At 58.5% G+C, this 18,175-nt stretch carries 19 protein-coding genes; 11 read left to right on the top strand and 8 right to left on the bottom strand.

All coding sequences use genetic code 11. The annotated features are described in order from the left end of the window. The first annotated feature begins 2 nt into the window (after positions 1-2). Positions 3-881 carry a 3'-5' exonuclease gene (locus DM806_RS04245; RefSeq protein WP_179042000.1) on the top strand — a complete coding sequence of 293 codons (879 nt, stop codon included), beginning with the start codon at positions 3-5 and terminating at the stop codon, positions 879-881. A gap of 87 nt (positions 882-968) precedes the next feature. On the opposite strand, the gene DM806_RS04240 is transcribed toward DM806_RS04245, so the two are convergent. Together DM806_RS04240 and DM806_RS04235 are read right to left on the bottom strand one after the other, a co-directional pair. Continuing rightward, positions 969-1,304, bottom strand: a complete 336-nt coding sequence (locus DM806_RS04240) for a hypothetical protein (RefSeq protein ID WP_179041999.1) — start codon at positions 1,302-1,304, stop codon at positions 969-971. Between the two features lie 575 nt (positions 1,305-1,879). After that, on the bottom strand, positions 1,880-2,059 hold the full coding sequence (locus DM806_RS04235) for a hypothetical protein (RefSeq protein ID WP_179041998.1): 180 nt from the start codon (positions 2,057-2,059) through the stop codon (positions 1,880-1,882). A gap of 333 nt (positions 2,060-2,392) precedes the next feature. Between DM806_RS04235 and DM806_RS04230 the strand changes: the two genes are divergently transcribed. Genes DM806_RS04230 through DM806_RS04210 form a run of 5 tightly spaced genes read left to right on the top strand, consistent with a single transcriptional unit; the run spans position 2,393 to position 6,809 of the window. Then, positions 2,393-3,679 carry a hypothetical protein gene (locus DM806_RS04230; RefSeq protein WP_179041997.1) on the top strand — a complete coding sequence of 429 codons (1,287 nt, stop codon included), beginning with the start codon at positions 2,393-2,395 and terminating at the stop codon, positions 3,677-3,679. Next, complete coding sequence (locus DM806_RS04225; protein WP_179041996.1) at positions 3,676-4,245, top strand: GNAT family N-acetyltransferase; 570 nt, start codon at positions 3,676-3,678, stop codon at positions 4,243-4,245. The genes DM806_RS04230 and DM806_RS04225 overlap by 4 nt, the downstream gene beginning before the upstream one ends. A gap of 5 nt (positions 4,246-4,250) precedes the next feature. Continuing rightward, a complete protein-coding gene (locus DM806_RS04220; RefSeq protein WP_256869103.1) occupies positions 4,251-4,715 on the top strand; it encodes an ASCH domain-containing protein in 465 nt (154 codons plus the stop codon). Further along, positions 4,702-6,240, top strand: coding sequence for a GNAT family N-acetyltransferase (locus DM806_RS04215; RefSeq protein ID WP_179041994.1), 1,539 nt, complete (start codon positions 4,702-4,704; stop codon positions 6,238-6,240). Before DM806_RS04220 ends, DM806_RS04215 begins: the two co-directional genes overlap by 14 nt. Continuing rightward, positions 6,237-6,809: an ATP-binding protein gene (locus tag DM806_RS04210; protein ID WP_179041993.1), complete on the top strand. Its 573-nt coding sequence runs from the start codon at positions 6,237-6,239 to the stop codon at positions 6,807-6,809. Before DM806_RS04215 ends, DM806_RS04210 begins: the two co-directional genes overlap by 4 nt. Before the next feature lie 340 nt (positions 6,810-7,149). On the opposite strand, the gene DM806_RS04205 is transcribed toward DM806_RS04210, so the two are convergent. The 5 genes from DM806_RS04205 to DM806_RS04185 all read right to left on the bottom strand — a co-directional run bounded on the left by DM806_RS04205 (position 7,150) and on the right by DM806_RS04185 (position 10,433). Then, the gene (locus tag DM806_RS04205; RefSeq protein ID WP_179041992.1) at positions 7,150-8,886 is read right to left on the bottom strand and encodes a class I SAM-dependent methyltransferase; all 1,737 of its coding nucleotides are present in this window, start codon (positions 8,884-8,886) and stop codon (positions 7,150-7,152) included. A gap of 74 nt (positions 8,887-8,960) precedes the next feature. Then, positions 8,961-9,413, bottom strand: a complete 453-nt coding sequence (locus DM806_RS27145; RefSeq protein ID WP_256869096.1) for an excalibur calcium-binding domain-containing protein — start codon at positions 9,411-9,413, stop codon at positions 8,961-8,963. 52 nt (positions 9,414-9,465) lie between these two features. Next, positions 9,466-9,939 (bottom strand): MucR family transcriptional regulator, encoded by a 474-nt coding sequence (locus tag DM806_RS04195; RefSeq protein WP_179041991.1) that lies wholly within the window; start codon positions 9,937-9,939, stop codon positions 9,466-9,468. A gap of 102 nt (positions 9,940-10,041) precedes the next feature. Next, positions 10,042-10,236, bottom strand: a complete 195-nt coding sequence (locus DM806_RS04190) for a DUF6961 family protein (protein WP_179041990.1) — start codon at positions 10,234-10,236, stop codon at positions 10,042-10,044. Continuing rightward, on the bottom strand, positions 10,233-10,433 hold the full coding sequence (locus DM806_RS04185; RefSeq protein ID WP_179041989.1) for a DUF5818 domain-containing protein: 201 nt from the start codon (positions 10,431-10,433) through the stop codon (positions 10,233-10,235). The genes DM806_RS04190 and DM806_RS04185 overlap by 4 nt, the downstream gene beginning before the upstream one ends. A gap of 185 nt (positions 10,434-10,618) precedes the next feature. Between DM806_RS04185 and DM806_RS04180 the strand changes: the two genes are divergently transcribed. From DM806_RS04180 to DM806_RS04160, 5 genes are all read left to right on the top strand, one after another. Beyond that, on the top strand, positions 10,619-11,371 hold the full coding sequence (locus DM806_RS04180; RefSeq protein ID WP_256869095.1) for a DUF3883 domain-containing protein: 753 nt from the start codon (positions 10,619-10,621) through the stop codon (positions 11,369-11,371). 127 nt (positions 11,372-11,498) lie between these two features. Then, positions 11,499-12,851 carry an anti-phage deoxyguanosine triphosphatase gene (locus tag DM806_RS04175; RefSeq protein WP_179041987.1) on the top strand — a complete coding sequence of 451 codons (1,353 nt, stop codon included), beginning with the start codon at positions 11,499-11,501 and terminating at the stop codon, positions 12,849-12,851. 201 nt (positions 12,852-13,052) lie between these two features. Continuing rightward, a complete protein-coding gene (locus DM806_RS04170; protein WP_179041986.1) occupies positions 13,053-13,325 on the top strand; it encodes a hypothetical protein in 273 nt (90 codons plus the stop codon). 94 nt (positions 13,326-13,419) lie between these two features. After that, positions 13,420-15,570, top strand: coding sequence for a hypothetical protein (locus DM806_RS04165; protein WP_179041985.1), 2,151 nt, complete (start codon positions 13,420-13,422; stop codon positions 15,568-15,570). A gap of 82 nt (positions 15,571-15,652) precedes the next feature. Then, positions 15,653-17,014 (top strand): hypothetical protein, encoded by a 1,362-nt coding sequence (locus DM806_RS04160; RefSeq protein WP_179041984.1) that lies wholly within the window; start codon positions 15,653-15,655, stop codon positions 17,012-17,014. Between the two features lie 237 nt (positions 17,015-17,251). On the opposite strand, the gene tnpC is transcribed toward DM806_RS04160, so the two are convergent. Beyond that, on the bottom strand, positions 17,252-18,175 hold a 924-nt coding region (tnpC, locus tag DM806_RS04155), incomplete at its 5' end, for an IS66 family transposase (protein WP_179041983.1).

The following is an 18,175-nucleotide window of genomic DNA, read 5'->3' as shown; positions in this document are numbered from 1 at the left end:
ATATGAACCTCCCCGCGCCCGATCGCCATTCGCAGGCGGCCGATTTCCTGAGCATGCACCCTGACTATCGGGTGCAGCGTCGCCTTGTCTCTGTGACTCATTTTCATGAAGCGGACCCGCTTGCCTCCCGCCGAATCGGCGTGGCGATCGACGTGGAGACGACCGGCCTTGATCGCGAAACCGATCGAATCATCGAACTGGCCGTTCAGCGTTTCCGGTTCGATGAGCGCGGGCGGATCATTCAGGTTGGGATTTCCCGGGTTTGGCGTGAAGACCCCGGCACTCCGATCGATCCGAAGATCACCAAGCTGACTGGCCTCGCAGCTGACGATGTCGCTGGACAAGCAATCGACGAGGCGATGGCTGTGGATATTATATCGTCCGCCGACCTCATCGTCGCCCACAATGCTGCCTTTGACAGGCCGTTCGTGGATCGGCGCCTGCCGGCCATTGCTGGGAAGCCCTGGGCCTGCTCGATGGCCGAACTGGAGTGGCTTGAGCTTGGGTTCGAGGGGCGCGCGCTCGCGCATCTCGTTTCGCAATGCGGGTGGTTCTATGAAGGCCACAGGGCGGAAAACGACATCCTTGCGCTCCTTTATCTACTCTCCCACGGGTTGCCGGATGGAGAGACGATCCTGGCAAAGCTCATCGCCTGTTCGGAACGACCGACATATCGCGTGAATGCTATCGATGCGCCTTTCGATGCCAAGGACCGGCTGAAGTCGCGCGGATATCGTTGGGACGCCACTATGCGCTTCTGGTGGAGAAGCATTGGTGAACAGGACCGCGACGCCGAACGGGCCTGGCTGCAGAGCGACGTCTATGGCGGGTATGGGGAACCCGCCTTCCTTCCTATCACGGCTTGTGAGCGGCATCGCTAAAGTTCCCGATCGTCAGTAGCACCGGCAAGCAGCGATCGGACCCAGAGGATCCAGATCAGGCCAGCTGCGCCCTGAGCTCGCCTGCTATCATGCCGCCCAACGATCGAGTTCGGGAAACAGCGGGACGGCAGGCGGCAGGCCGGGCTCAACAACATTTGCGTCGAACGTGCCGATAGTCAGCCATTCGACGCGCCACTCAACTCGGACGGCATTGCCGTCGAACCGGACGATGCCGGCGCCGTCGCGCGCGACCTCCCAACGGCACCGCATGGCTTCATCATAACAGCCCATGAGCAACGTGCCATCGCTCAAACCCACCAAAAACCGCTCGTCTTTGTCATAGGGCACAGCCAGCACGGTCTCGACATCGCCGGTGACCCGTAAGCGCACGCTATCTGGAATTGGGGTGATCGAAACGCACATCGCAAAATCCCTCTTTCCTACATAAGAACATATAGTGAACATATCGAGCAGGAAAGGAGTCGGCAATGGTGATAATCGACGGACCATTTCTTCTGGGGATAGCCGCAGTGCTGACCAGCATCGCGACCTTGTGGCGCAGCCTGAAAGGTCGGAGATAAGGCTCGGGGGCGGTCCGGTCGCGCGTTTCAGCGACGCAATCGGGCTACGCCGGGGGCGGGCTGTCTCAATTGGCACGCCTGTTGCCGAGCGATGCCGGGGGCGGGGCAACCGCTTCGTCATCGACGCGTTCGACTGATCAAAGGAGAACATATATGACGCATCGGCCTTCAGTCCCCCCAGGCAGTACCGCACCCTATCCGGCACATCCAGCGCCGCATGCCGAGAGCATCCAGGCTGATGAGCCCGCGACCGACACGGGCGAAGGCGATCAGGACGCAAAGCTATCCGGTTCAGCGAAAATCCTGGGCGCTGCTGTCGGGATCGGGTCGGCAGCTATCGTCGCGGCTCTTCTCTATGCAAGGCAACGGCGGGCCTGAGGGCAGCTGATGTCGGCCTGGCTGGCGCTGCGGCGCTGGTCAGGCCGTTTGATCCGATTTCTTGGCTAGCAGCAGTCGTTCGCCCTGTTGTTGAACGATTGACTTGATCGGTTCTGACATGAGGCTGAGCATCGCGGACAGTTGCAGGGTGACACGCAGGCGGACGTCTCCCGCATCAACCATGCAGGGGACTTCGACGCCCATGGTTGCGACGGTCAACTGCCGCTTCCGTTCTCAGGGTAATGGTCGCGATTATGTCTTTCATTTGAGACCAACGCATCCAATTCGGATTGCAAGTATGGCCGATAGGCGAATTTCCGGTCAGAAGAGGAGATACGGACATAACTGCCGTCCGCATGGTGCCGTCTTCCAATAGCTACCAATCGTTCAGGTACAGGCTGGTAGCGAATCTGGAACCGAGTTCGGACGCCCCAATTTTTGACAGGCTAGAATGAAGAGCGAGCGGTGGCCTTAGTACGCACATGAACAAATAAGTAGAAAATGTAAGCTCCTCGGCTGGACTCTTAACTTGCCCTGTTTATTGATCGACCGATGAACGGCACTCTTGCTCTATGGTATGAAGGCAAAGCGGATCCCGGTTTCGACGAGCAGGTCGATGACGGCGCGACAATGGACACCGGCGCAAAAGTCGATGTCCGGGACAAGACCGCTGCGGGCGAACCCGTTGCTTCCCACGAGAAGAACGCAGGCGAGGAGTTCGGCGCGAGCGAAGAAGTTGGCGGACCCATTATACCGCCGCTGGTTCGACTGCATGTCAATCTGTGGCGCGACATCGGCAAGAAGTTCAATTTCCTCGATGTCGGCTTCCAGCTAGAGGAGACAGCAGACCTTGACCGGCTCTATCTTTATTTGCCGGCCCAAATTGAGATCGCGTCAATTTTCGATCTCAGCAACGCGCTCAAGGACGGCGATACGCTGAACGCGGTTTTCAACGAGGTCGCCGCGATCGAACGCGAGGCCGACGAGCATTTTATTGTCAAGACCGACACAGGCACCCGGATCATCCATCACGTCGATCCGGCGCGCGACATTTCGGTCCTTTCCGTGCCGATTCCAGGCCGGCCCTGCGGAACGACAATCACGCTCAAGAGCGCCTTGTGCGCCAGGATAAACGACCCGACCAACACAGCCGCGCAGCATTATGTTCGGCTACGCATTTTCCTCCACGGCGATGCGCAGAATCTCTTCACGACCGATGACGCAGCGACCAGCCTTGGCCTATCACTCACGCAGGACACGCTCGAAACGACCGAGTTCCGTCTGAACGAACGCCGCAGCTTTCCGCATGTCATCCTAGAACGGGCGGCGAAAGGCCAGGTCCGGCTATATTCGGTCCATTATTTTCTCATCCGCAGCAAGAATCATCACTTGGGCAGCCAGCACCAGAATTTCAGAAAGGTGCGTCATCTCGAGCCCGATATATGGACAAGCTATCTGCTGGTTGGACAGCCCGCCCCTCGCGGTTGGACCCGGAAGCCCCGCGCCGATGGGATGATCATCTATCAATGGCGAGCCATCGCCCGAAAAGACAAGGAGACGAACAAACCGGTCTTCCTCGACGATTTCATTGCTTACGCGAGCTTCCGAATCGCAAAAGACAAGATCCTCGCCTATTTAGTGGCCGCGCTTGCGATTGGCGGCGTCGGTAGTGCCCTTCTCAACGTGGGCTTGTCCGGCTTGGCAAGGTTTCTTAAGATCATCGGGCAGGGGCCGCTAGGCGTCGGCTGGTCTAACTTGATTACTGGTATCATCCTCGGTCTAGCCGCGCTCACTCCGATGTGGTTCTCGAAGCTGAAGCGATGGTGGCGGAAACGATGACGATGGAAATAACCGGGCGCCCCTTTCCTGATTGCCCTTGCATCGCTATCATCGAGCCAATGTCCTGCACTCATCCCATTGCGCCCGTCCTCGGCAACGCCCATGCGTACGATCGAGGAGTTGCGGCATGGCAGGAAGCCTGCGCGGTCTGGCCGACTCTGGCCCCGCTGAAAGCGACCTATCCGGGTTTCAGCAGTTGGTATTGGAGCAAGGTGGTGCCTGGTGTCCTTCGAGGTACGCGCGCAATTCTCCGGCAGGGACCGTTAAACGCCCCTTTGGGCCTTGCGATCGTTAAGCGCGAAGCTGCCGAGAACAAGATTTGTACCTTGTGGGTTTCTGAAGCGGGCCGTGGCCGAGGCTTTGGCCGCGAGCTGCTCGAGGAGGCAATCGACTGGATCGGCGACGATTATCCGCTCTTCACGGTTCCAGCTCAGCGCTATGAAGAGTTCCAGCCCCTGATGGAGCGGTTTCGCTTTTACGAAACCCAGCGCCTGAATTCGCTCTATCGTTCGGGCATAGTGGAACATATCTACAACGGCCAGTTCAGCGCCCAACAGCAATCGTGAGCGGCATGGCTTCGGGTGAGGCCCGGCGCGCAGTCGATGAGCGCGATGCAAAGAAGGCACTGTTGATCAGCATCCACAGCCATTATGCCCAGCTGATCCTTTCGGGTAAAAAGCGCGTGGAACTCCGTCGGCGCTTTGCTTCCGAAGCTGCCGGAAGCCGGATGCTGATCTACGCGACATTGCCGACAGCGGCAGTCATCGGTCATGTCGTCATCGACAACGTCGAGTGGCTTTCTACTGATGAAATCTGGCACCGTTACGGCAACGATGCCGCAATATCGGCAGAAGACTTCCGCAGCTATTTTGCCGGCGTCGAAAATGGATGTGCCGTGCTGCTCAGCAACCCAAAGACATACACGGAACCTGTGCCGCTTCAGGACTTGCGGAGCACGCACGGTTTGACGGCACCGCAATCCTATTTCTTCCTGCGTGATGCGCATCGCGAGCTCATCGAGCATGAGCAAGACTAGGGCCCTGATCGATACGAATGTTTTGATTGCGCTCGAGGATCCCGGGCGTACCGACCCGATCGCTGCCGAGCTGTCTCGCCGATGTCAGGCAGGCAATGTGACATTGTATATCCATCCGGCGATACACGACGATTTCAATCGTGATCGAAATGCCGTCCGCCGCCTGATCTCGTCGTCGCGCATGGAAAAATATCCGTGCCTCGCATCGATCCCACTTCCTTCTTGGGAAGTGCTCGAAGAACGATATGGACCCGCACGAAACGACAACGATAGGGTCGATATTGCCCTGATTCATGCTTTGTCGCTCGACGCTGTCGATGTTCTCGTCACGCAGGACGACGGGATACACCGCCGTGTCCGAGGCTCAGAGCTCGACGATCGTGTTATGACGATCGCCGACGCGGTCGCATGGCTCAAGGCGTTTCAGGATACCGTGGATGACGATGTTGCCTTGGTTGGCGATGTTCCTGCGTACGCCATCGACGTAGAGGATCCGATTTTTCGCAGTCTTGAACAAGATTACCCACCGTTCAGAGACTGGTGGCGCAACAAATGCGTTGCAGAGCATCGCAACTGCTGGATCATCCGCGGGCATGACGGGTATATCGATGGGCTGATCGTTCGCAAGATTGAAGATGGAGGCGAGATCGGTCGCGATCCATCGCTGCGGATGCTCAAACTATGCACTTGGAAAGTCGCAACGCGGGCGCAGGGTCACAAGGTTGGCGAGTTGCTGCTGCGAAAATCGATCTGGCACGCGCAGCTTAACGGTTTCGGCGCCGTGTATCTTACCACCTTTCCAAAACAGACGATGCTGATCGAACTTCTGGAACGATATGGGTTCGAGATTGCCGGTATGAATTCGGGAGGAGAACTGATCCTCTTGAAGCGGCTTCCGTCAGCTAGGCTCGACGCTTCACTGGAACCTATTTCCGCCGGCCTCGTCAGGACGCGATATCCGAGGTTCAGTATCGACGAGCCTGTCGGCCTCTTTGCAATCCCTGTTCAATGGCATTTTCACCGGCAGTTGTTCCCTGAGGCGGCGAGGCTGGTCCCGATGCCGCTCTTCAATGACGACAGCCGCGACGATCGCGACGCAGGACGGGCGCCAGGAAATACCATTCGCAAGGTCTATGTCTGTCGCTCTAAGATCGCGTCCTTGCGCGCCGGCGATGTCATCTTCTTCTACCAGTCGAAGGACGAAGCCGCCCTGAATTCGCAGTCCCTGACAACGGTCGGCGTCGTCGAGCAGTTGCGGCGCGCGAAAGATGCACAGGAACTGATCCGGTTCACTGCCGGACGCTCTGTCTATTCGGAACAGGATCTCCGCGCAATCGCGGGAGAGTCGCCCGGTGGCGTGGCGGTTATCGATTTCCTGTTCATCCGCCATCTCGATCCGCCGATCGGCCTTGCCGAGGTGACACGGTCCGGCGTTCTGAAGGCTGCGCCCCAATCGATTACGCGAATCGATCGGGCACGATTGACTCATATCCTTCCATCCATGAATTTCGGATTTGCGCTGTGATCAAGGGCCCGGTGATTGCGATCCTTGGCCTCTCCGGATCGGGAAAAAGTTATCTGGGGCGCAGCATCGTCCGGGCACGGCCCGAATATTTGCGCCTGAGCGCCGGCGGCCTGCTGCGCCGCTCCCTCCGCACCACTGGCGAGAAGTTGCGAACCGCAAAGAGTGACGATGTCCGCGAGAACCAAACGGAATTGGCGGGAGCGTTGGCAGAGGCCCGGGCCGGGCAATGGAAAAGGCCCGTCCTGCTCGAAGCACACAGTTTTATCGACAACGACCGTGAGCTCGTCGATGTACCAGCCGAAGTTATGGCATCGCTGGAACTTGCGGGTATCATATTGGTAGACGTACCGGCCGAACAAATTGCGGCACGGCGCTCGACCGACACGCGCAAGCGTCCGCAGCGCTCGTTAGCCGAACTCAAGCATCAATGCGCAAGATCGAAGTCGCTTGCGAACGGCTATGCCTTCGACCTCGGTATTCCCCTGATCGCGGTTAATTCGAGTGAAAAGGAGCGCGTCCTAACTTTTCTTGACGCGCTGGAAGCATCACCGCCACTTGAAGCCGGTTAAATGAAGGCCGCGAGCGGCCTCTTCCGGCACCATGGGCTCCATCGTGAATATGTTCGTCCCGGCATACATGCCGGTTACTGTGCCGGTTTAGAAGCCCGAATTACGTGGGCTTGTGACCATTTATAGAATTTTTTGTGCCGGTTTAATTGCAGGTAGCGCCCGGCAGGTTGAAAAGCGTTCGATGAGACCGGGCACGCGGGAATAGCCGCCATGGCTGACCAGTAGCCTTTGCAATATCCGTCCCGCTGAAGAAATCCCAATAGCCGATCGCTTTGGGAGTAGGAAATCAGCCCATAATGGCGAAAAGCGACGCAAAGCCGCGGATCATGAAGAGGTCAAACTACGGTAGTGCTGCAGGTGATGACCACTCCGGTACGCGCTGATCCTGCAACAGTCGCAATCTGCGCCAATCAAGCGCGGAATAAATTTCGGCAAGGTCGCCATGACCCGAGATCGGCAGTGCTGCGGAAACTTCGCGCTCGAATCTCATTCTTAAGGCATCGTCGGTGTAATAGGCGTTTTGCCACCAGTTGATGATACGATCTCGACTGTCCGCAAAGATCGCTGCGGATGGCAGCCGGTCTCGCTTCTGGTGCTGGTTCACCTTCCTGTCGCAGGGGCCTAGGTTCCAAAGATCGCTGCATGGCCATGCCGCCCAAGGCAGGCAATGATCGATGTCCAACCGCGTCAGCGGTAGTTTCTGGCCAGTCCAGATGCACTCTAGCTGGCGGTCGGTTCGAGAAATTCGTTCTGCGGCAAGGCGGGCGATCGAAGTGCTGCGAACGGGCTCGCGCCATTCCAGGGCTGCTTCGGCCATGCCAGGACGAACCGGCAGGCTCATCCGCTCGGCGTAAGTCCGCATGAGACGGCTCCATTCGGCGACGAGCATCGGCTCGATCCAAGCGCCGAAGCGGGACAGGGCGCGCCAAAGATGGCCGGGCACGACCAGCGTTCCCCAAGCCTGAAGGCGCTGAAGATCAAGTTCGATCCCGGTTGCTTTGGTTCGGCGCTGCCGGACGACTTCGAATACCCGCTGATCGCTATTCGGGAACCTTGTGAAATTCGCCGGCATCGCTGCGATCGTGGATGCCGCCTCGTTCACCGCCGCAAGGATGGCTCTGGCGCGATCGGGGTCGAAGACAGCGCCGATGCGCAATTCGGCTGGATCGGTCCCGTCCGCCAGCAGTCGACGGAATCCTGCCTTGGCAAAGCCAAGGCGGTCCGGCCCGCTATTCTTGGGCAGTTGTGGGAGGCCCAGCCTTATCAAAGGCAGGTACATCCGGACCCAATAGAGCGCGACCAAGCCGAGCGGCAGTTCAACGGCGTCCGGTTGATCGGGCGCGGGAAGAGCCGCCGCCGGCGACTGTTCGGCGACGCGGGCCACAGCGCGCAGCAGTCCAAGCTTATAGGTGGAGGATTTTTCATCGCCGAGAACAATGCCTCGGACCAGCGGCAGCGCTCCGGTCCCATCGTCGGGCATGCGAAGAGCAACGCTTGTCCAGCTGACGCCATCCCTCCTTTGCAGATCGTTGGATGGCTGAACTTTCAGCACTTCCATGCCGTGCGCACGCGCCAGACCTTCGATCTCTCCGCTGGAGGTCAGATGCATAGGGCGATCGGCAGGGGCAGGGCCGGCGCGGAGCGTCACGGCGAGGACGCCGCCGGGCCGAAGGAGCGTTACCAGTTTGCGAAAGGCGCGTGCGCGATCGTCCGGAGCGACGTGCTGCCAAACCGCCGAAATCGTGATGAGGTCGAAAGACAGCCCCAGTCGGTGGACTTGGTCGAGAGAAGGCAGCCGATCGTCGAGCCACCGAATGCCATTGCTTGGCTTCGTTGCGGCATGACGGCGAAATCCTTCCGCAGGTTCAACCGCGACAACTTCGAAGCCAAGGCTCCGCAGCCATCTTGCATCTCGGCCTGAGCCCGCGCCGACGTCGAGCGCAAAGCCGGATGACGGGAAGAGAGGATGGAGCGCGTGAAATGCCGCGCCAGACGGCAAAGCGTCATAGCGCTCTGCAAGTTCATGGGCCGCATCATGATAGGCGGCGATCGTCTGATCGTAGCTGTTCAGCGTCATCCCCCGGTTCGGACTGCCTCAATAGCTTGAAGCGGTTCGTTGGCCAATCGTGATGTCCGTTTGACGATGGGGGGTTAGCGTTGCCCGCGATAGGGCTCGCACGCGATGCCGTCGCCATCGCCATCCATGTGCGGGCCATAGCCGGGCTGCCCGGCATAAAGCGGTGCGGCTCCGGCCGCACGGGCGGCGCGGCAGTTGGGATAGGACCAACTGCTCCCGCTTGTCTTTGCTGGAGCAGCTTGTTGAGGCGCTACGGCACCAGACGACGGCTGTTGAGCATCCAGCTCCGCCGCCGACATCATGTGTCGCGGAGTATAGGAGATCGCCTCGACCGATTGGCTTTGCTCCGCCTGTGCTGGAGCATCGCGATCCCGCATGAAGAATGATCCGGCCCCTACGGCGGCGGCCAGCATGGTGCCCGCAGCCAATTTCGCGGCGAGCGCCTCTTGCCGACGCTTGCGCTTCTGCGCGGCATAACGGGCGCCATGGCGAACAGAAACGGCGCGGAAGGGCTTCTTGAAGGACATGGGGCGGCATCATGCCGCCCCATGGTGAAATTTCGGTTTCTCCGCGCGCCGTTCAGGCGAGTTCGGGTTCGGCCTTGGCTTTGCGCGTGCGGGTGGCCGGGGCCTTTGCAGCGGGTGCGGCGGCCTTTGGCTTGCGGCCGAGACCGATCCGGTGGGCCAGTTCCTTGCGCGTGGCCGCATAGCTGGGCGCAACCATCGGATAGTCGGAAGGGAGGCTCCATTTGGCACGGTAGTCTGCCGGGGTCATCTGATAATGAGTCATCAGATGGCGCTTGAGCATCTTGAGCTTCTTACCGTCTTCCAGGCAGATGATGTAATCGGGTTTCACCGAGGCGCGGATCGAAACGGCGGGTTCGAGTTTGGGTGTTTCCGGCTCGTTCGTGTCGAGGCCGGTCAGCGCCTGATGCACATTGGCGATCAGCTGCGGCAGATCGCCGACGCTGACGCTGTTATTGGAAACATGGGCCGCGACGATGTCGGCGGTGAGGGTGATGAGCGTATCTTGTGCGACCGGCTGTTCGGACATTTTTGTTGCTCCTGAGTGGAGGATAGGAGGATCGCCACCAATTTCACCGGGTGGAGACAGGCGCGAGATAGAGCCTGCCAAGCGTAACATCAAATGACGCCGCTAATTTGATGATCCCGTCGCACTCAGCTGATTGATGCAGTTGACGATATTCTTCCACGTCGTGACGCCATCGGCGTCGCCGATGGCGGTCAGCGCAGAAATTCTCTTGTCGGCATAGGCTTTGGCGTGGTCGCCATGGGTGCGGATGAGCATGGATGCCGCGCCCCATGGTATCTGTTCTTGGGTCAGCGTCATTTGGCGATGATCCTGTCGGCCGCGACAATGTCATGGCCCTCACGCGCGCCTTCGACTTGTACGTGACGGCCGAGGAGATGATCCTGCCTGCCGAGCGCCAGTAGACGCCATTGTCCGCCATCGGCCATGCGCAGGACAAGTTGGCGTCCGTCCTGCATCAGCAGTCCCTCCAATGTGATTGGACGGTAGCGGGCCATCAGCTTTCTTCACCTCGAATGTGGTTTGAGCGGGTCGCATTGTCTTGGATAGGCATGGGCTTGGCATTGGACAATGCCGGCTTGCATGGTAGCGATCACCCATGGTGGGAGCGGACAGCAGAGGATCGGACTGGACGGATCGGGAGATCGATCTGATCGTCGCGGATTATTTCGCGATGCTCCAGATGGAGCTGGCGGGGAAGCCCTTTGTGAAGTCTCATCGCAATATCGCGCTTCAGCAGCTCATCAATCGGTCCCATGCCTCGATCGAGTTCAAACATGGCAATATCAGCGCGGTGCTGGAACGTCTGGGGTTGCCCATCATCAAAGGCTATAAGCCGCGCGAGAATTTTCAGGGTGCATTGATCGAAGGGGTCGGGCGCTATCTAGGTTCGCCGAGCCGGCCAGCCTCTCTGGTGACGTTCGATGAAGCTGTCATCGGTGACGGCGCGGGCTTGCCTATCGTTGATCCGCCGAACCTTGTCGTCGGCGAGAAGAGCAGTACGCAGCCGCTTGAGCGGCTGGTGCGGAAATTCGATCCGGCGGCGCGCGATGCCCGCAATCGATCTTTGGGAATGCGAGGCGAGGAGCGAGCCTTTCATGCCGAGCGACTGCGGCTTTCGGCTGCCGGGCGGGAAGACCTGGCGCGCAAGGTTCGCTGGGTCGCGCAAGAGGATGGCGATGGTGCGGGTTATGATATCCGCTCCTATGGCTTGGATGGCGGCGAGCGGCTGCTCGAGGTCAAGACCACGCTTGGACATGCGCGGACGCCTTTCTATCTGTCGAGCAATGAGTTGGCCTTCTCCCAGGAGCGCTCCGATGCCTTTCGGCTGCTGCGGGTCTATGATTTTGCAGGGTCGGCCAAGGCTTTCGAGTTGGAGCCGCCTTTGACCGATCATGTCAGGCTGCTGCCAACTGCATATCGAGCGAGTCTTTAGTCAGATCGGCAGGGGCAGCTCGGCCCGTGCGAATTTGCAGCGCGGGTTAGTTGTGACATATCGGCATTTTACGTCGTGGCCTCAATCAGGTGGTCGGCGTCTGCGAAAATGTATCAGAGGATGAGCTATGGTTGATTGGTCTGAAAGGCGAGAAGCACGGATTAGGCGCCCGGAAGACAGTCGGACCGACAGCCAGGTCGATTATGCGCGCGTGGTTCACTCTGCCTCATTTCGACGACTTCAGGGAAAAACCCAGATTCTGAACCTGGGCGACAGTGATTTTTACCGTACGCGCCTCACTCATTCTCTTGAGGTGGCTCAAGTCGCTCGCGGCATAGTCCAAAGGTTTGAAGACGCCTTGGCGTCTCACCCCGCAATCTCTCACCTCCCCGATACCGATTTGGTTCAGGCGATCGGTTTCACACATGACCTTGGGCATCCCCCGTTCGGTCATGGCGGGGAGGTCGCGCTGAATTTCTGCATGCGTGATGCCGGCGGCTTCGAGGGAAACGGTCAAACACTCCGCATATTGGGACGCCTTGAGAAATTTTCCGAGAGCTTCGGCGCCAATCTGACGCGCCGAACCATGCTCGGGGTCTTGAAGTATCCGGTTCCTTTTAGTCGCGTCCACAATCCGGAGCGCAAACCCGCCCTCGTGCAGGAGACGAGCGCCGTCAAAATCCTCGATCGCGATAGATCCAAGCCTCCTAAGGCCTATATGGATTGCGATCAGGACATCGTGGATTGGATTTTGCGCGATCTGAGCGATGCCGACAGAGAACTTTTCACCGCTGTCAGCGGTGAAAAAGGCAAGCACGGCAAGAGTGCCCATAAATCCTTCGATTGCAGCATCATGGATTTGGCCGACGATATCAGCTTCGGCGTGCATGACCTTGAGGATGCGATCGCCATGGGCATGATTTCCCACGAGGCGTTTGTCTCGCATGTTCCGGCCGAAACATGCGCCCCTCTGATTAAGAGGATGTCGGGCTTGCTTGGTACCGGCGGGGCCGATGAGCATTATTCCGACCTCGTCGCAGGACTGTTTGGCGGCGAACGCGCCCGCAAGCAGGCTATTGGCCTCCTCGTAAATCACTTCATAACGGAAGCCGAGATTTCCGAGATTGGCAAGTTCGATGAGCCTCTCCTGCGTTATCGGGCCGGCTTGCCGGAAGCCCCTCGGGAGTTTCTGAACGCTCTTATCAAGGCCGTACGCGCCGAGGTAATCTATAGTGCTTCGGTCCAGCAGCTGGAATTTAAGGGGCAGGCGATGGTCGTGGCCGTGTTTGAAGCCCTTGCTTGTGATCCCCTCAAGCTCCTGCCGGACGCCACGCGTAGCCGGTATCGAGAAGCAGCCGATGAAAGCGCGCAGTTGCGAGTTATCTGTGACCATATTGCCGGAATGACCGACAGTTTCCTGCTGAAAACCTACGAACGGCTTTTTAGCCCTCGAATGGGTTCTGTTTTTGACCGCCTGTAATGCGAGGTTGCACCTTGAGTTAACATAGGCAATATCTTTGCCAATCATGGTCAGCGAGAGCGGTGTCGTAACCGATTTCGCGGAACTAGCCTTTGGGGATGGGGGTTGTTCGGCTTATGAAATGGCTGTCTCACCGCGATGTTTTTCCCGGCTGGTTGCATCCGTGCGTACATTCGGCTAACGGCGCGGCGTTATCGAACTATGACTGAGATCCTATTCGCCTTTGCCTCTACGCTTTTCGCGTGTGTAGCCGTCATCGTGTCGGTTGCGTTCGTGCGCGTGTTGCGTGCGGGACCTAAGAAGGTTTCTTACCTCAGGCATAAGAGATATGGTTTGGCTGCCTGGGCGACAGGCGCATTGCCGAAAACCAATGTTGGTACGACGGTCCACGAACTGGAAGGTCTCGAGCTGAAGGCGCGCAACGGCCGCCTCGCTTATGTACGGCAGACGCGCGCAACCACTTCAGAAATCTGATCTGCGGGACTGATCGTTGGGGGACGAATTATTCCGGCTACCGAGTAGTGGCGTATATCCGTGGACAGAGGCGGACTATGCTTATGCGGGGTGGGTGCCCAACGTATCCGGCCACCTCTCATTCAATCTGATTGATCCACACAGCAAAGATCCGACATATAATCACCAGTCGGACCTTTCGGTGCCTCGAACGGTCGCTGTGCACCGCGTCCGATTAGCTCAGGATTATCCTTTTCCTGACTTTCTGGTAAAATTATTCCGGCGATCGGCGGCACAGGATTTCGTCCTGCTGGGGGAATCGAGCCGCGTAGGCACACCTTATTTTGTCGACGATGAACTGCAAGAAGCCGATGACGCCAACGGTTTGCTGATGGGCGTGGTAGCGGTATTGCCGCGCGATGATGCGGGTGAGACGCATCGTGACCGGAAAAACCTGTTGGCGGCCATCGATAATACCATCGCTACGGCGGCTGATGAGCGAGCAACCTGTGGACCCAATGCTGACCGACGCATAGCGCGTGAACTTTTTCGCTCGATGGATCAGGCTCGGGAAGGGATAGCCTGCTATTTTCTGCGGTTTGCGCTTTTCAGGACAGGCGAACTGCGGATTTGGTTCAATCTTGGCGACTTTCTAGGCCGTGACCTGACCGTCAGCCCCGCAGATGATATGGAACTGACGGCGGCTGGCCACCTAGCTCCGCAGGTATATTATTTCATCAAGGATCTGTTGCACGCTCATTATCACCATGATCCCCATTCGGACCAGCTGCTACCATTGACCCAAACCGCAACGCAATGCGTCGCGGTGGAGCAGGCGAGCAGCGAAGCGGCTTGGCGGAGTGCTACCCTGCGGGGTCTTACAAGGGTGGTGGTCGAACTCAGGCAAGGTCGTTCGATTGCCGGCCATCAACAGGCCAAAGGCATCATAGCCTATGCGACAGCGTTCCAGACTGTTCTGGCGCGGGTCCGCCGAGGTCGATCAATCCGTGATCCGCACTGCGCGGAAACTAGGGTCATTCCCTATGATTTCGGCAATCTTGTGATGTCCCTCGACGCAAAGGATGCATCCGCCCAGTCCGCAATCAGCGCCCGAATGCAATTTTTTGCCATCATCGTAGGTATCATTCTCTCGGGATTGGCCCTGTGGGCTGGCGCGGTTCAAATCCAGCCTAATCTGTGCACATCCCTTGGTACGCCCGACGCTTGCCCCAAGATCGGCCCAGGCCCAATCGTAAGCTTGGTGAACTGGATTGTCGCAAATCCTAGTACCTTCCTCGTCATTCTGGTGACGGCCGGCGTATTCGTGTTCATTGCCTGGTTCAGAGGCACCAATGCCTTCCCATGGGTAGAATCGGGAATTCGGTGGTTGCGCCGTCTCTCTGAAGCCTTGGGCGTGCAGATTTCGCGGTGGCTTGATGGAATGGATCTGATTGGTTGGCTTTCAAGTCTGCTATCGCTTGGCACCATCATCTACCTTACTGCCAAGGTTGCCATCCATTTGGCTCCAACGACGGTAGTGCCTCCCGTGAATCTGGATGAGAAATCGGCGCAGCGGAGCCCTTGGGCGCCGCTGTATCCGTTGGTCGGTCAGCGTCTGGATCAAAGCGGTCTTCTCGTGAGAAGCCTGATTGCTCCAGAAATGCGGCCGCTTTTGGGTGATGATTATGCAGATTTTCTCAAAGCTTTCCCGCTAGATGCTTTGCTCCAGCGTGACGGGCCTCTGCTGACATTGACCTCTGGCGCTTCGCCAGGCAGCGATGGCGGCTATCTCATCATCGATCCCCGCACGTTGAAGTTGGAAGCAGGGCTCTGGAAGGATGGCGTGCTGCGGGTCCACCGCACGCAGGGCAAAATGATGGCCAAGCCAAAGGCGCTGTTGGACTTCCTCGGCGCCGCAAGTGGCAGTGATGCAGGACCAACGCCGCTCGAAAAGTCCACCTGCAATTTTGAGCGTGGTGGTATAGCGGGCCGGACCCTCCATTTGTCGGGATCACTGCGCGCGAGCGATTTCTGCGAATATACCATCGAGCTTCATGCCGGTCAGTCACTCAGCTTCGATCCCAAACAAGCGAAGGGGTTGGACGTTCTGGTGCCGGATGGAAGCGGCTTCAAATCGATTGGCAATTCCTTCATCGCCAAGAGGCCGACACGGCAGATGATCCATGTAACGTGGTCCGGATGGCATCCCAAGCCGGCTGATGCTCTCAAACCGCGCTCATTTTATGTTAGATTGTCGGTCCATTGATCGATTTTTCCATTCAAGGGGCTATCGCTCTCATGGCGCCTCAGGCAGAAATCGCGAAAGTTGATATTGGGAAGCGAGGAATATGAGTCTTCGGAAGGACGAAATCCTCGATCGGTTGGCCGAGCGCGGAAGCGTTGCACAGTTCATTTCCTATCGACCTGACGATCGTGGCGCCCCCTTAATGTCGTTCAATCGGCTCGCCGGAGCGTCGGCTAATTCAAGCTTTTCTTCGGTTACCGGCGCCATTGAGGCGCTGTTCGCTCGATCCCCAGAAGGCACCGTAAACGTCCGGAGCTATACCCCGGATAGTCCCCGAAGCCGTGAGTTTCTTTACGGCCTCCAGACGATCGACGATGCCGTGGCTGCGATTGGCCGTCTGACGAGCGAAGGCTTGCACACGATCGCCAACGAAACCGTTAATGTCGCCGATGGCGGTGTATCCGGTGTCGTTCAAGGCGACACGGTCGAGTTTGCGCCGGACGATACGCCCCGCTGCGTAGAGAAGCCCGGCGTGGCGTCCCTGCCCTTTGATCTTGCTATTCGGTTGCTTTCCACAGTCTATGGCTTTGTGCCCGACCTGCCATGCGGACAGGTCAGGACTGAATTCAGCATCCATCCGCTCAAGCGTGGGACGCGGCAGTCTCATACTCTTCTGTGGGAACAGGAAGAAAATGCTGGGGTGACGGTGGATGCCACGATGCAGTGGCCAAACCGCTTCAGTCGGCATATCGGCGATAAGGCCTATGGCCTGTTAATGGCTTGGATGCTTGGGCTGAAAGTCCCGTACACGACCGTTATTCCGCGTCGTTTGGCGCCCTTCAGTTTCGGCACTCCTACGGGGTCTCATGAGGTATGGACCCGCACCTGCCCTGTTGAGCCTCGACCGGGATTGTACACGACGACTTTGGGATGGATTGATCCCTTCTCTCTGTTGGGGAAGGAAGATCCGGACGGTACGCAGATCGCTTCCCTCTTGAGTCAAGCAGGGGTTCCAGCTGCCTATGCAGGGGCTGCGATCGTCGGGCCGCAGGGGCTGATCATCGAAGGGAAGGCAGGATCCGGCGACAGCTTCATGCTGGGCGTTTCCCCGCCTGAGGCATTACCCGATAGCATTCTGGACAACATCACCAGCCAATATGATGAATTGAGCCGTCATCTCGGTGCCGTGCGCTTTGAGTGGGTCCATGATGGGTCTTCCCCGTGGCTGGTCCAGCTTCATCGCGGAGCTACGGGTTCATCCGGTTCAGTTATCGTTCCCGGCGATGCTGATCACTGGGTGTCTTTCATGGTGACTCAGGGCCTGGAGGCACTTCGCACTTTGGTTGAGAATCTGCCGAAAAATTCGGGCATTCAACTTGTCGGCGAGGTTGGTTTGACGAGCCATTTTGCAGATCTGGTTCGAAAAGCAGCCGTTCCCACACGCACCGTGACGGAAGTAAACTAAGGCAGCTGAATTAGGCGTCCCCTTCGGGCCGCGCTCTATTCCGCTGCGCTCCACCGAGCCTGCGCTTTGCTTGTCTCGGCCCTGCCGGGCGACGATCACTGACGCGCGATCCTGATGGATCGTCGGCGGACATCGCTGGACGGTAAGCGCGCATTTCGTAGCACGCTGCTTCCGGAGGCAGTGCGGCCATCATAGTTGACGCTGGACGAGATAGGCCACCGCAGCGACGTCGGCGGGTCAGGCTTGTCTTTCGAAGTTGAATGGCAGCAGGTCGTCGATATCGGCGTCGTGAGGGCGCTGGGGAAGTTCAGTGAGGACATGGCGTAGCCACGCGAGAGGCTCGACGCCGCAGGCGCGGCAAGTCAGCATCAGGCTGTAGGTGACGGCGCTCGCCCGTGCGCCGTCCACGGTATCGCAGAAGAGCCAGGATTTTCTTCCTGTTGCAAAAACCCTGATGTCGCGTTCGAGAAGGTTGTTATCGATCGGCATCCTGCCGTCTTCGACGTAGCGCGTCAGGTATTCCCACTGGTTGAGGGTGTAGGAGACCGCATCACCAAGCTTGGTGTCGGGCACAACCTTGGGCGCGATGTCATCGAGCCACGCCTTGAGTGCATCCAGGACCGGGACGCTATGTTTCTGGCGGAAGCGGCGCATGTAGCTGGCCTGCGTTTCCCCCTCATCGGGTATTTCGTCCCGCGCCTGCCTTTCGATCCGGTAGAGCTGGTCGAAGAACTTGAGCGCCTGTGCGGGCGGCCCGCCTTGTTTCTTCCTCGCCTTGAGGGCGTCGGCAAAGCGCCGTCTGGCGTGGGCCATGCAGCCCAGATGCGTGGCGCCTTTCAATGTGCGCCAGGCCGTATAGCCGTCACTCATCAGGATGCCGCGATAGTCGCCGAGGAAGGCCTGCGGATGTTCCTGCCCGCGACCGGGTTGATAGTCGAACAGCACGATCGGCTGTTCGCTGTCCTGGCTGCTGCGGTAGGCCCACATATACGAGGTGCTGGTAGGAGCCTTGCCCTCTTCCTTCAGCACCTGAACCGTAGTTTCGTCGCCATGAATGACCTCCTGGGACCGGAGCCGCAGCTTCAGGGCGTCAAAGATGCGATGCAAATGCCTCTCGCTCGAAGCGATCACCCAACGGCCCAGAGCACCACGGCTGACAGG

The organism is Sphingobium lactosutens (assembly GCF_013393185.1).
Taxonomy (GTDB): Bacteria; Pseudomonadota; Alphaproteobacteria; order Sphingomonadales; family Sphingomonadaceae; genus Sphingobium; species Sphingobium lactosutens_A.
The sequence above is the reverse complement of the archived record's forward strand: the minus strand, read 5'-3'. Positions and strand labels throughout refer to the sequence as shown.